At 68.0% G+C, this 12,086-nt stretch carries 13 protein-coding genes, 1 tRNA gene and 1 pseudogene; 5 read left to right on the forward strand and 10 right to left on the reverse strand.

The genetic code is table 11. The features are described 5' to 3' along the window. From KMS84_RS26685 to KMS84_RS26715, 7 genes and pseudogenes are all read right to left on the reverse strand, one after another. Nucleotides 1–983: pseudogene (locus tag KMS84_RS26685) on the reverse strand (hypothetical protein); the annotation flags it as partial. A gap of 1 nt (nucleotide 984) precedes the next feature. Further along, nucleotides 985–2,562 (reverse strand): hypothetical protein, encoded by a 1,578-nt coding sequence (locus tag KMS84_RS26690; protein WP_256919004.1) that lies wholly within the window; start codon nucleotides 2,560–2,562, stop codon nucleotides 985–987. 82 nt (nucleotides 2,563–2,644) lie between these two features. Further along, nucleotides 2,645–2,986 carry an RRQRL motif-containing zinc-binding protein gene (locus KMS84_RS26695; protein WP_256919005.1) on the reverse strand — a complete coding sequence of 114 codons (342 nt, stop codon included), beginning with the start codon at nucleotides 2,984–2,986 and terminating at the stop codon, nucleotides 2,645–2,647. Beyond that, nucleotides 2,983–3,600 (reverse strand): GGDEF domain-containing protein, encoded by a 618-nt coding sequence (locus KMS84_RS26700; RefSeq protein ID WP_256919006.1) that lies wholly within the window; start codon nucleotides 3,598–3,600, stop codon nucleotides 2,983–2,985. The genes KMS84_RS26695 and KMS84_RS26700 overlap by 4 nt, the downstream gene beginning before the upstream one ends. Beyond that, on the reverse strand, nucleotides 3,597–4,736 hold the full coding sequence (locus tag KMS84_RS26705) for a conjugal transfer protein (protein WP_256919007.1): 1,140 nt from the start codon (nucleotides 4,734–4,736) through the stop codon (nucleotides 3,597–3,599). Before KMS84_RS26705 ends, KMS84_RS26700 begins: the two co-directional genes overlap by 4 nt. After that, complete coding sequence (locus KMS84_RS26710) at nucleotides 4,733–5,179, reverse strand: Pycsar system effector family protein (RefSeq protein WP_256919008.1); 447 nt, start codon at nucleotides 5,177–5,179, stop codon at nucleotides 4,733–4,735. The genes KMS84_RS26705 and KMS84_RS26710 overlap by 4 nt, the downstream gene beginning before the upstream one ends. Further along, complete coding sequence (locus KMS84_RS26715) at nucleotides 5,176–5,445, reverse strand: DUF6284 family protein (protein ID WP_256919009.1); 270 nt, start codon at nucleotides 5,443–5,445, stop codon at nucleotides 5,176–5,178. Before KMS84_RS26715 ends, KMS84_RS26710 begins: the two co-directional genes overlap by 4 nt. A gap of 505 nt (nucleotides 5,446–5,950) precedes the next feature. On the opposite strand from KMS84_RS26715, the gene KMS84_RS26720 reads away from it, so the two are divergent. Both KMS84_RS26720 and KMS84_RS26725 read left to right on the forward strand, forming a co-directional pair. Next, a complete protein-coding gene (locus KMS84_RS26720; RefSeq protein ID WP_256919010.1) occupies nucleotides 5,951–6,718 on the forward strand; it encodes a helix-turn-helix domain-containing protein in 768 nt (255 codons plus the stop codon). Nucleotides 6,719–6,720: 2 nt separating this feature from the next. Next, the gene (locus tag KMS84_RS26725) at nucleotides 6,721–7,194 is read left to right on the forward strand and encodes an NUDIX domain-containing protein (protein ID WP_256919011.1); all 474 of its coding nucleotides are present in this window, start codon (nucleotides 6,721–6,723) and stop codon (nucleotides 7,192–7,194) included. Here the strand turns inward: KMS84_RS26725 and KMS84_RS26730 are convergent. Further along, on the reverse strand, nucleotides 7,182–7,748 hold the full coding sequence (locus tag KMS84_RS26730) for an HD domain-containing protein (protein ID WP_256919012.1): 567 nt from the start codon (nucleotides 7,746–7,748) through the stop codon (nucleotides 7,182–7,184). The two genes, KMS84_RS26725 and KMS84_RS26730, sit on opposite strands and share 13 nt — an antisense overlap. Then, complete coding sequence (locus KMS84_RS26735) at nucleotides 7,745–8,212, reverse strand: GntR family transcriptional regulator (protein ID WP_256919013.1); 468 nt, start codon at nucleotides 8,210–8,212, stop codon at nucleotides 7,745–7,747. Before KMS84_RS26735 ends, KMS84_RS26730 begins: the two co-directional genes overlap by 4 nt. Nucleotides 8,213–8,448: 236 nt before the next feature. On the opposite strand from KMS84_RS26735, the gene KMS84_RS26740 reads away from it, so the two are divergent. The 3 genes from KMS84_RS26740 to KMS84_RS26750 all read left to right on the forward strand — a co-directional run bounded on the left by KMS84_RS26740 (nucleotide 8,449) and on the right by KMS84_RS26750 (nucleotide 10,609). After that, a complete protein-coding gene (locus tag KMS84_RS26740; RefSeq protein ID WP_256919014.1) occupies nucleotides 8,449–9,660 on the forward strand; it encodes a DUF262 domain-containing protein in 1,212 nt (403 codons plus the stop codon). A 12-nt stretch (nucleotides 9,661–9,672) separates the two neighbouring features. After that, nucleotides 9,673–10,287 carry a HEPN domain-containing protein gene (locus KMS84_RS26745; RefSeq protein ID WP_256919015.1) on the forward strand — a complete coding sequence of 205 codons (615 nt, stop codon included), beginning with the start codon at nucleotides 9,673–9,675 and terminating at the stop codon, nucleotides 10,285–10,287. 253 nt (nucleotides 10,288–10,540) lie between these two features. After that, nucleotides 10,541–10,609 (forward strand) — tRNA-Cys (locus KMS84_RS26750). A gap of 247 nt (nucleotides 10,610–10,856) precedes the next feature. On the opposite strand, the gene KMS84_RS26755 is transcribed toward KMS84_RS26750, so the two are convergent. Next, entirely contained in the window at nucleotides 10,857–11,987 is a 1,131-nt protein-coding gene (locus KMS84_RS26755; RefSeq protein WP_256919016.1) for an SUKH-4 family immunity protein, read from the reverse strand. Between the last annotated feature and the right edge of the window lie 99 nt (nucleotides 11,988–12,086).

Consider the following 12,086-nt stretch of genomic DNA (forward strand, 5'->3'; position numbering starts at 1 on the left):
AGGACCCAGGGCAAGCCGACCGATCCGGCGTTGAGGTCGATCACGAAGGTGAGCAGGTCATCGGCACGGGCATTGCCCGCGAGGATGCTGTGCAGCATGTTCGTCTTGCCTGACCCAGTCGGCCCCACGACCAGCGCGCACTGTTCGCGCAAGTAGGCGGAGACGGTCTCGCCGTTGGTGCGCACCCCCCACGGCAGACCGGTCAGAACGGACAGGGGCCCGTAGTCGTCGGGGTAGGGGCAGTCCTCCCTGAGGACGTTGACGGTGGTCACGTCCAGGATGGTGCGGCCCTGATGGATGCCGGGCGAGGCTGCGGCGGTGCACCCATGGGGGAGCTTGGCATCCGCGGACAGGGCCACGGCGTGCTGCGCGATGCGGTCGTAGGTGATCCCGCCCTGCGGCTCCAGATCGAGGGAGTAGCCGGTCGCGGTGGGCCACATCTCGACCGCGAGGACTCGCACGGAGATCGAGCAGATCCGCTGGATCCGCTCCACCCACTGCTCGGCGATCGCCCGCCGCTCCGCCGACAACTCCAGCGCCACCGCCCGCTGCTCGGCCGCGATCGCCTCCTCCTCGCGCGCCTCCTCGTACAGGGCGACGGAGCGGGCGGCCGCGCCGATGCCGACGCCGATGGTGGCCAGCGAACCGAGGGCGGCCCAGGTGAGGGGGCCGTCGGCCATGGCCCAGGTGGTCCACCCGGCTCCGATGAGCCAGCTGGCGGCGCGGGTGGCGAGAGTGCGGCCGGCGTTGCGCACCCGCAGGCCGGCGACGGTGTGACCGAGCGCGCCGGCCACACCGACAGCCAAAGCCCAGCCGGGCGGCATGCCGGTGGCGGCACCGGTCGTGGCGACGGCGAAGGCTCCGGTGGTGGCGGACAGGGCACCGGTCACGGGTCCGTGACCGGCCGCCCAGTCCAGCACCGGACCGCTGCCCGCGTCCTGTTTGGCGGTGCTCTTCTTCTTGGCGGTGACGGTGCTGCCCATCTCAGACGTTCCAGCCCTTCTCGGCTTCGGGGCCGTTGCGGGGGTCCTCATGGCGGGCGATGTCCTGCTCGTGCGCGAAGCGGAACAGCGGGCCCAGGTCTTCGGCGACCGCGACGGCGCTCATCAGGGCTCCGAAGATGTCGTTGAAGCCGTCCGCGACCTCCTTCTCCAGCGGGAACTCGGAGTCGGAGCGCTCGGCGAGGATCTTCATCACGTTCGCCACCGACGTCAGGGCAGCGGGGAGGCCTTCGACCATGGCGAGGATCTCCATGGCGTTCTCGGGGTCGTACTGGTTGGCGGCCTGCTCCATCTCGGAGGCCACTTCTTCGAACCGGAAACCAGACACGTTCTCTCCTTGACCTACGGTGTTGGGGTTGGGGATGTCTGCGGCCGGGCGTTCCACCTGCTCGCCGGGGCCGTCGGTGCCGTCCTGCGCGGCCTCCGCGTCGGCAGCGGCCTCCCGCTCCCGCAGCGTCTGACGTGCCGTCTCGTCCCGGGCCGCGCGCTCCTCAGCGGCGGTGCGGACCATGCGCCGGTACAGGCGGCGACCGGGATGTATCAGGGCGGGAATGCCGAACTTGCGGCCCAGCCATGTGGAGACGCAGCCCACCAGGCCGACCGGCAGTGCGAGCAGCGCGGCGAGCAGGCGGCGGCCGTGGAAACGGGCCGCGGACCGCAGCAACGCCTTGCGCGCCGCCCGGCGGGCCGGGGCCTTACGCACCTGCGCGCGCTGGGCTGCGACCTTGTCGCCGGTCGCTGCGTCGCGCCGGGCCCGATGCTTGGCGATCGCCGCATCGCGCACGGCCCGCGCCTTACCGGCCGCACCGCCCAACAGGCGACCGGCACCGGTCCCGCGCTTGCCCGGGCGGGTGGCGCTTGCCGCGGCTTTGGCGTTGCGGCGGGCGTCGGCGACCGCGCGCCTGGTGTTGGTCGTCTGCGCCCGCCGCCCGGCCCGCGAGCCTGCCGCAGCCTGCTGCGCCGCCCGTAACGCCTTCACCTGCCCGACCCGGGCCGCGGCCTTCCCCGCGGCCGCCGTGTGCTGGGACGCGCGTCGCGTGGCCTTGCCGGCCGTTCCGCCGCTTGCGCTGCTGCGGCCGGCCGTCGCGGCGGTGCTGCGGCGGTGCTGGCCGGGCACCTTGCTCAACCGGCGACCGGATCCACCGGCGCGCGAGCCGGCCGAACCGCGGCCCGCACCGGGCCGGCCCGATCCTGCGCGGCCTGTTCCGGTGCTGCGCAGGCCTGCGGAGCGGGCCGCCGCACGACCAGCCGTGCGGGCGGCGGATCGGCGAGCCTCGCGGCGCGGGCTCGGCTGCCGGGAGCGGGTGGCGGCGACGGTGCCGAGGACGACCATGCCGGTGGCGGCGACGGCCGCGGCGATCGGGCCGCCGGTCAAGAAGGCTGCGGCGAGTGCGCCGACGGTGCTGTTGGCGCCGGACAGGGCGAGCGGGACGATGGGCCACCCGCCGGGCGTGTGGTCCACCTCATCCACATCCTTGCCCTTGACGGTGACGGGCGCGGTGTCGGGGGGCGGGGGCGGTGCGGCCGGAACTACTACCGGCTCGGTACTGAGTTCCGTCATGCTGTGAGCACTCCTTAAGGGGAGTAGGGCCCGACCGGGATCCGTGGAAAGTTGCCGGTCGGGCCTGCTGACGTATGGGGGGTCAGGCGGCGCGCTGTTCCTCGGCGGCCAGGCACATCCCGCACATGTCGTGCGAAGTGGGGATGCAGTAGCCGACGTCCAGCCGGCAGCGCGGGCAGGTGCGGCGGGCGAGCATCGCCAGCGCCAGCGCTCCCCACTTGCGGGAGGTCATCGGGCGAACGGGTTGGGCCAGGTCGATCCGGTACAGGTAGGCGACCAGTGGCGGGCGGCCCCGGCGCCGGGGGCGTTCAAGCTGAGCGGCGACGTCCTGACCGCCGGGCCGCAGGCCGCGGGCGCGGAGTTGGCGGCGGGTGGCGTAGCCGTCCGGGGCCAGGTGCCAGCGGAAGACGGGAAGCGTGCTCATGCCGCACCACGCCGTCCGTGCCGGCGTCCTGCGACCGATCCGAGCAGCCGTCCCAGCCGGGCCCGGCGCGGCCCGGAACGGCCGGACCGCTTGGCCGTGTACATGGCCTCATCTGCGCGTCGCAGCAGCGCGGACAGGTCCTCGCCCGGGTGGTCGGCGGCCCGCACCCAACCCAGAGACACCGTGGTGTGCACCTCGGGGGCGGTGTCGGCCGGCCGGGCGAGGACGCGGGCGAGGACCTGAAGGCGGTCAGGGGCCGAGCCGTCGCGGTCGATGATGACGGCGGCGAACTCGTCCCCTCCGAGCCTCCCGGCCACACCGCCGGGCGCGGTGCCGTGGGCCAGGCGGGCGGCGACCGTGGCGAGCAGGACGTCACCGGCGGCGTGGCCGAAGCGGTCGTTGATCTGCTTGAAGTGGTCGACGTCGGCCAGCACGACGACCGCGCGCGGGTCGCGCAGCAGGCGGCGGGCCTGCCGGGTGAAGGCCTCGCGCGTCCACAGTCCGGTGAGCGGGTCACGCCGCGCTGTGGTCAGCCGGGCGTGCAGCCACCGGGCATGTGCAGCCCACCCGATGACGGGCCCCACAGCCGGTAAGAGGGCGGCGAGGGCGCTCACGATGCCACCGCCCCACCGGCGCGCTCGGCGAGCAGAGCGTCACGCAGCATGCGGGCGTTGGCCGGGGACGTGCGCAGGGCGCGGCGCAGACCCTCACCCGTGATCTGCTTCTCCGGCCATTCGGCCGTCAGCTTCCGCGCCTCACTCAGAAGCTGCTCAGGCGTGCGGCGCACGCGCGGTGACTTCGCAGCGTCCGGCACCCGACCCGTCGCCCGCACCGGCCGGGCCGACTCAGCCGCTACCGGCCGCACAACCGGCAGAATCGGGGCCGCCTCGATCAGCTCCGGAGCGGGGGCCATCGAGGGGAGCGGCTTGAGTAAAGGAGTCGACTTGCCCAGGTCGACCGCGACCGGATCGGGCAGAGTCAACCGGGTCAGCGTCACCACCGGATCCGACGTCGATTCCATCAGCTCAGCCCTAGACCGTTCCGTCACGGTATCGGATGATTCCTCCGCATTCAGAGTCGGTGCGGAATCGAGTGCGGAAGTGAGGGTGACGCCGCCGAACATCGAGGCAAGGGCGGCGTCCGCGCGGTCGGTGATCCGATCGCGCTGGACGTCCAGCAGCCTGGATCCGAGCGCCACGTCGCCGATCCCGATCTTGCGGGCCAGCCTCCACGACTTTCGCTCGGACCACTTCTTGACCCACTCGCTCGGGTGGGCGGTGGCGCGGGCGCGGTGGTAGGCGAGCGCCTGCACCAGATCAGCGGTGCGACGCTCGTTCTCCGCGTCGCGGCCATCGGTGTGCACCACGATCCGGCGGGCCAGGAACGCCATGCCCTCGGCCGAGACGGACATGCCCATCGGGGTCAGGGCGTAGACGACGGTGCGGCCCGGATCCGGCGCGGCCATGGCGCCCATGACGGCGGCGGCCGCCGGCAACACCCACAGCCCCGCCCGCACGACGCGCGGCGAGGACTGGCCCAACATGGTCAGGCCCAGCAGGACCAGGGCGAGCACGGCCGTCGCGCCCTCACCGGCACCCAGCGCACCGAGCGCAGTGCCCTTGCCGTAGGCGTGACCGATGTTGCTGTAGGTGCCGATACCGCCGACCACGCCCGTGGCCAGCATCGGCACGAACGCGGCTGCCAACACCCCGATCTGAATGCCGGTCAGAGGCTTGTGGGTCCCGCTCATGCCGCACCCGCCAGGGTGAGCAGGAGGGCCGCGACGAGCAGGGCGCCGCCCGCGCAGGTCAGGTCGACCGCGCGGCGCAGGCTGGTGAACTTGGCGACCGCCAGGCGGGACAGCCCGGCGACATCGGCGGCGAGGTCGCCGCCGTCGACCGTGGCGGTGATCTCCTCGGCGGTGAGCGTGGCCCACAGCGGGAAGCCGTGCCGGCCGCGCAGGTTCGGACGCACCGACCGCAACAGCAGGCCGGCCGCGCCGACCAGCAGCGCCATCCCCACACCGCCCGCCACGGCGGCGGGGACGTTCAGGGGGAGGTCGCGGGCGATCGTCCACGCGCCGGCCAGGACCGCGCCGACGAACGCGAGCAGCAGGGCCGTCTTGGCGTCGGTCCGGGCGATCTCCGCCTTCACTTCAGCGTGCGCGGCCGTCAGCTTCGGCGAGGTGCTCATGCCGCGCCGCCCGGCAGCAGCGCGCCGGCCGGACCGTTGGCCAGGTCCCGACGAGCCGCGAGGACCCGGTTGCGGGCCCGGCGGATCCGGCGGGCGTCCACCTCGTTCACGGGGCGGTCAAGGGTCGTGATCTGCGCGTCGAGCAGGTCGATCTCCGCCGCGATGACGGGGGACTCCAGCTCGATCGCGTCCAGCTCAGCGCTGGTCGGTTCCATGAAGTCGGCGAACGCCGTAACAACGTCCTCAACAGTGACGATGTGGTTCATGGGTCGTGGTCTCCCTAGCAGGTGAAACGGCCCGAACAGCACCCACCGGAGTTGCCGCTCCGGTGGGTGCGCGCCGTTGAAGTCGGATATCCGGCTCCCCTCAGCGCTGCTCGTACGAGACGAGCAGCGGAGGCAACCGGCCGCAGCGAAGCGCTGCGGAGGCTGGTCGTGCAGTCGCGTACGGAGTGGTTCGTACGCATCCGTCCTCTTGTTGGCAGGGGAGGGACGGCCTCCCAGGCACGCTGTTGAGTTCTCAAGGAACGAACGCTGCCCTCGTACTCACCCCCTCGGGCTTTCCTCCGGACGTCGTTGCAGTACCTGTTTTACAGGTACTGCATGGGGTCTCGTCAAGTACAGCTGCGGAACCTCTTGGCTTTGCGCCTGGACTTCTTGGCGCGGCATCAGAATCGCCCCACGTCAGGGGACTTGGTCACCCCGTGCGTGGACACCTCAAGGGCGTCTGAGTACCTTCAAGAAGTCCCTAGACGTCCCACCGGGGGTACAGATGTCCAACGAACGCTTACGTTCTGCTTTGTTGGCCAGCGGCATGACGGTTCAGGCACTGGCCGAAGAGATCGATGTCAACCCGAAGACCGTCGAACGCTGGATCACGAAGGGGAAGGTTCCGTATCGGCGACACCAGTACGCGACGGCCGCAGCACTCAAGGTCGACGTCACAACGTTGTGGGACGACGGCCGGGCCGTTGAGAGTGCGGCAGACCTGACGAAAGCTGAGATCGTCACGGTTTACCCGCATCGGCACACGGTGCCGCCCGGCCTCTGGCGAGAGATCTATGGGCGGGCCCAACGGAACGTAGACGTGCTCGTGTACTCCGGGCTCTTCCTGTCTGAGGACCCCGTCTTTCACGACCTCGCCAAGGCGAAGGTTGAGGCAGGCGCCCAGGTGCGCATCCTGCTCGGGGACCCTGCCTGTGCGGCAGTCGAGCAGCGCGGCATAGACGAGGGACATCGGATCATGGGCGGCAAGATTCGGAATGCCCTACTGCACTACCGCCCACTCATGAGGAGTCATCCCGACATCGGGGTCCGGCTGCACGATTCCACGCTCTACAACTCCATCTACCGGTCCGATGACGAGATGCTCGTGAACCCTCACGTGTACGGCATCGGCGCGTACATGGCCCCGGTCCTGCATCTGCGCCGTCTGCCCGGCGGCGGGCTGTTCGACACGTACGCGAATAGCATCCAACACACCTGGGACAACGCCCGGCCGATCACAGATCAAGACATCGCAAGCATCACAGGAGCCTGACCATGGGACGCATTGACTACCTGCACGACCCCGATGCCCCGCCGGCCAACTCGGTGGTGCCGTCCGTCGTTGCGTTCGTGCAGAACGACGCGGGATCGGTGCTGATGATCCAACGGTCCGACAACGGCCGGTGGGCACTGCCCGGCGGTGGCCACGACGTGGGCGAGTCCATCAGTGACACCGTGGTCCGCGAGGTCTGGGAAGAGACCGGAATCAAAGCGGAAGTCGTCGACATGTCCGGGATCTACACCGACCCCGGCCACGTGATGCAGTACGACGACGGCGAGGTCCGGCAGCAGTTCAGCATCTGTTTCCGCGCGCGCCCGGTCGGGGGCGATATACGCACGAGCGATGAGACGACGCAGGTCCGATGGGTCGCCCCATCGGACCTGACGACGCTAGACGTCCACCCGACCATGCGGCTCCGGATCGAGCACGCGATGGACCGGACCCGCACGGCCCCTTACATCGGCTGACGCTTCTCGGCGGCGACGCGTTCGAGCACGCGTGAAGTGCTCGCGAGAATCTCGGGTTCAGCTCTGCGGATGAACGTCCCAATCAGGCTGTCCGGCCCGTACCGGCCGGCAATCTCGTTGATCCGGTCCACCGGATTGGTGGGCACCCCGTCCGGGGTCGTGTTCATGTCGCAGTAGCACAGCGCGTCATTGAGGTGCGCATGCTCGCGTGGAAACTCGGCCTCAAGTTCCTCGTGCAGCCCCCGGGCTTCCGCCTCCATCCATGAGCAGGAATGGTGAGCCACAAGGTTCACAACCCGCTCGTCGGCGTGCGCGATGTCGCGAAGGTAGCGGGCCCCGTCGAGCGGATGAAATCCCGTCTTGGCGAGGTCCGGCGCGTAGCCGATGTCGTGCAGGACCGCCGCCGCCTCCAACAGCTCCGCGTCCGCACCGAGGATCGGCGCGATGATGCGTGCGCGCTCGGCGACTCCAACCGAGTGCTTCCAGCGGCGCGGCAGTGGCTCGGAAAGCAGCGATTCAGCAAGCGGGTATGCCCACTCTGTCAGTCCCGTCACAGTGAGGAACTCTCCTCTCGATTCGGCAGGGCCCGCACGGTACGTAGCCTGCCCTGTCCCCCTTCGGACAGCCATCCTGCTGCTTCCAACTTTCCCAACGCCTTGGTAAGCGTCGGGCGCGAGACACCGAACCTCTCGCACAGCACGGAAGCACTCGGGAACGCTGCCCCGACTTCAAGGCCGTCATCCGCGAAGACGTCGGTGAGCCGCTCGGCGAGGGGCCGGCGGTCGGTCCGCTGCCCCTCTCTGACCACACGCCAGCGTCCGCCCGGCACCGGTTCCGCAGCGCCCTCCTTATGAAGCACGCCGAACGCACGCAGGGCGACCCCGCGCGAGATGTTGTAGTCGCGCATGAGATCGGTGGCAGATGGAAGCTCTGTCATCTCAGGGTCCGCGGCGATCCGAGCCTTGACCGCATCAGCAACTTTGAGGAACGTCCCGCGAGGGCTCACATGTTCGGGCACTCGCGCCTCCTGTCTAGTTGGCCGTCTCACTGCCTAGCTTCCCACGGGCGGTCTGATGCGAGGGAAGGAGTCTCATAGCCTGACCGTGGCTGCTGGCAACGGGACCCTCCTCGCAGGCCGATGCCCTACACGATGTGGACAGTTGGGCAAAGTCATCACAGCTCTGCGCAGGTTCTGACAAGGTATGGCTGTGGGCCGAAGAGGGCCCTTCTGACAGTCAGCGAGATTGGGGAGTCATGGCGTACGCCGAAGAGCAGGAATGGGACGATGTCGACGGCGAGGCCGATGACACGACTGAGCCCGTCAGTTCAGACGACGTCACACGCGCTGTCGTAACAGACACAGACTGGACCGCTGAAACAATCCTGAGTCAGCTCCGACGGGGGAATATTCAACTGAACCCTCGCTTTCAGCGACGGGATGCTTGGACTAAACCCAGGAAGAGTCGGTTCATTGAGTCCTTGATTCTCGGACTACCCATCCCTCAGATTGTCCTTGCCGAGGACAAGAACAAGAGGGGGAAGTTCATCGTACTTGATGGAAAGCAACGACTTCTCGCCCTTCGCCAATTCGCAGCAGGTTCTTCGTTCGCCGTATCGGACGGCGACGAAGACTTTAAGGGATTCTCCCTCACGGGCCTTGAGGTACGCGAAGACTTGAAACTCGTCACTCTGAAAAAAATGGAGAAGAGCGACGAGCACCTGGATGACCTGAACGCATTCCTTAATGAAACCATCCGGACCGTCGTAGTTCGACGCTGGCCAAATGAGGACTTCCTTAACCTTGTCTTCCTGCGACTGAATACCGGCAGCGTAAAGCTGTCTCCCCAGGAACTCAGGCAAGCACTTCATCCTGGTCCGTTTACTGATTACCTGGACGATGTGGCCACAAGCAGCACATGGCTGCGTAAGGCGCTACGGAACGACAAACCAGACTTCCGGATGCGAGATGTCGAGGTTCTACTTCGCTACTTCGCATTTCAATACATGCTGGAAGAGTACACAGGGAATCTTAAAAAGTTTCTCGACGACACTGTGAACTACCTAAATGACGATTGGGAAGCACACGAGGAAGAAATTCGAGGGGTGGGCGTCTCGTTCGATGGCGCAATTGAGACAACCTTCGAAATCTTCGGGGACAATTCCTTCTACCGCTGGTCGGGATCCCGTTACGAAGGTCGATTCAATCGAGCGGTGTTCGACATCATGACCTATTACTTCACTGATGAATCAATCGCAGAGCAGGCGATTAACCGAAAAAGCGCGGTCGAAGCAGCCTTCCAGGCCCTATGCGAGAAGGACGCCCGATTCGTGGAGTCCATTCAAACAACCACGAAGACAACCACCGCCACCCACCGCAGACTTTCACTTTGGGGCAAAGAGCTTTCAGAGGCGCTCGAAATGGATATCGACATTCCAACTCTCCAAGAGAATCGAATTGTTCTCTAGAAGGGAGTCGATATGCCTTCCTCGCGATTTCAGGACCTGGAGATCCGTATCGCCGAGTTGGAGAAGTATTTAATCCCCTCCCCCTTCGATCCCACGGGAAGCTACGACGACGTCGTGTACGAACACGCACGAGCGTTCAGGGTTCTCGTACACGCAGAATTTGAGGCGTTCATTGAGGATCGCGTGATCGAGGTACTAAATACGGCATTCTCTCGCTGGGAATACTCTGGAGTCATTTCCACAAGCCTCCTCTCCGTGGTGGCTTACAAGGAGTCACTTCACGCCATGCCCGACTCGCTTTCGGACGCTTCCCAGAAGAAGAAGTATCCAGACCTGAAGGCAAGGGTCGAAGCCGCGAAGAACGAGTTCAACCGATACGTGAGAACCAAAAATCACGGCATCAAGGAAAAGAACATCCTTCGCTTGCTGATGCCTATCGGGCTCACCGAGAAGGAAATAGACCCAATGTGGCTTAGCGTAACTGAAACCTGGGCGACAGCCCGAGGAGAGGTCGCGCATAAGTCTGCCAAGATGCAAGTAAGGCCTGACCCTCAGAAAGAGGTCAAGACCGTGAAGCAGATTCTCGCAGGATTCCGGGATGTCGACGTACTGATGACAAACAAATAGGGTCACAACTCCGAGCACAGGGCGGACCCAGCGCTGTGCATGATGGCGCGCGCTTCTAGGGGCTGCAAGCCGTGCAGGAATGGCGGAGAGGAAGGTCCGGCGACCATGCCCTCCCGACATCGCCTGCCGGCCGCCGGCTCGGATCCGTCTCAGTTTCCGTCTCATTCATCGCCGTACCCTGCCGTCCAACCGCGTTCACGCTCCCCCTTGCAAGCAGCACCCGTTCGGTGCTGAACACCCCTGAACGCGTCCGGACCATGGTCTGAACAGGACAGACAAACCTGCAAAGCGAGTTACGCGGGTTCGATTCCCGCCATGGCCTCAAGTGCCTGGACCAGGCAGAACGGAAGGGCGGCATCCCCGAGGGGGTGCCGCCCTTCCGGGCGTTCGCGCTAGGGCGTGTTTCGAAAGTCCCGTCTGCCCGGCGACGCCTGGCACGCACGCTCGCCGCGTTGTCGGGATCACCCCGATACAACCAGTATCGGGGTGACCCTCCGCCTTGCGATCGCACGCACCAGACGCCGCCGGGCCCGCCCTCCGGGCGGACGACGCTACTTTCGAAACACGCCCTAGCCGACGTCCGCGTGGCAGGCGGCCGGGTCGGTCGCGGACAGGGTGCGGCACATCGTGTCGGCGAGGCGGTCGTAGGCCCCGGTCAGCGTGCGCACCGCGTGCAGGGCGCCCTCGCGGCGGATCAGGCCGAAGGTGAGGGCCAGGGTCGAGATGTCGGCGTTGAGCGGGTGCAGGCCGAGGTCCGGTTCGCTGCGGATCAGCACCGCGCCCGTGGCGCCGTCCAGGACGAGGTCGGCGTCCGCCGTCAGGCCGCCGAGCCGGATCAGCCGCTCCGCTCCGGCCGGGAGCCGCCGTTGCGGGAGGGCGTCGCCGTGGCCGGCGTCGGCGGCGTGCTCGGCGAGCGTCCGCAGCGGGGTGTCCGTCTCCAGCGCGAACGGGACGGCGTTCTCCGGCAGGCCGCGCTCGCGCAGGAAGCGGCGGGTGGGAGCGTGGGCGAGCGCCGGGGGGCAGTCGACGTCGTCGAAGCGGACGACCGCGCGGGGGCCGAACTCCTCGCCCAGGAAACGCGCGGGCAGGTCGAGGGCCAGACCGGACGCCGTGCACCGGCCGGCCGCCGGGGCCAGCGGGCGGATCACCGCGGCCAGTTGCCACAGGAGCGCGGTCGCGCCCGCGGAACCGGGGCCGCCGGAAACGGCGTTCGCGTGCCGCGCGCGGTCCGCGTCGGCCGCGGCCGTCTCGAACGCCGCCAGCAGTGCGCGCCCGGCCTGTACGGCGGACCTCGGGCCGAGCCGGCCCGCGTAGGAGGCGAACTGGCCGTGCAGGGCCGCCAGTTCGTCCACCGCCGTGGCCAGGCGCACCAGTTCGCCGAGCGAGGGTGCGAGCGGGCGGGCGGGCGTCAGGCCGGGGTGGTCGTGCAGGAGGAACGTGGCCGGGATCTCCGCGCCCACCCCGTCGAGCAGGGCGGTCGGACGGTTTCCGGGGGCGCCGGCGCGCGGGCGGCCGGGGTGCGTCGTGCGCAGCGTCAGCGGGCCGCCGGGCCCCGGGAGTCCGGGCAGGGCGGGGCCGGTCGGCCGGTGCCGCGTCGGCAGGTGCGTCGGTGCGTGCGTGGCGTACGGGTTCAGCTGGTCCTCGGTGAAGATGATCGTCGGTGTCGTCGTCGTGGCGGTGGTGGTCCTGGTCGTGCCCATCGGTCCCCCGTGCGGAAGTTGCGTGCGCCGTCCCACTGCTCCGCAGCCTATGCGGACCCACTGACAACGGCTGTGACCAGCGACGGCGCTCCGTCCGCC

Source organism: Streptomyces hilarionis (genome assembly GCF_024539675.1).
Lineage (GTDB): Bacteria > Actinomycetota > Actinomycetes > Streptomycetales > Streptomycetaceae > Streptomyces > Streptomyces hilarionis.

What these genes read in the sequence shown, in the direction of transcription:
- KMS84_RS26715 (WP_256919009.1), bottom strand. Translation starts at nt 5,445, where the DNA reads ATGAACCACATCGTCACTGTTGAGGACGTTGTTACGGCGTTCGCCGAC.
- KMS84_RS26705 (WP_256919007.1), bottom strand. Translation starts at nt 4,736, where the DNA reads ATGAGCGGGACCCACAAGCCTCTGACCGGCATTCAGATCGGGGTGTTG.
- KMS84_RS26740 (WP_256919014.1), top strand. Translation starts at nt 8,449, where the DNA reads ATGGCGTACGCCGAAGAGCAGGAATGGGACGATGTCGACGGCGAGGCC.
- KMS84_RS26745 (WP_256919015.1), top strand. Translation starts at nt 9,673, where the DNA reads ATGCCTTCCTCGCGATTTCAGGACCTGGAGATCCGTATCGCCGAGTTG.
- KMS84_RS26695 (WP_256919005.1), bottom strand. Translation starts at nt 2,986, where the DNA reads ATGAGCACGCTTCCCGTCTTCCGCTGGCACCTGGCCCCGGACGGCTAC.
- KMS84_RS26720 (WP_256919010.1), top strand. Translation starts at nt 5,951, where the DNA reads ATGTCCAACGAACGCTTACGTTCTGCTTTGTTGGCCAGCGGCATGACG.
- KMS84_RS26755 (WP_256919016.1), bottom strand. Translation starts at nt 11,987, where the DNA reads ATGGGCACGACCAGGACCACCACCGCCACGACGACGACACCGACGATC.
- KMS84_RS26725 (WP_256919011.1), top strand. Translation starts at nt 6,721, where the DNA reads ATGGGACGCATTGACTACCTGCACGACCCCGATGCCCCGCCGGCCAAC.
- KMS84_RS26690 (WP_256919004.1), bottom strand. Translation starts at nt 2,562, where the DNA reads ATGACGGAACTCAGTACCGAGCCGGTAGTAGTTCCGGCCGCACCGCCC.
- KMS84_RS26710 (WP_256919008.1), bottom strand. Translation starts at nt 5,179, where the DNA reads ATGAGCACCTCGCCGAAGCTGACGGCCGCGCACGCTGAAGTGAAGGCG.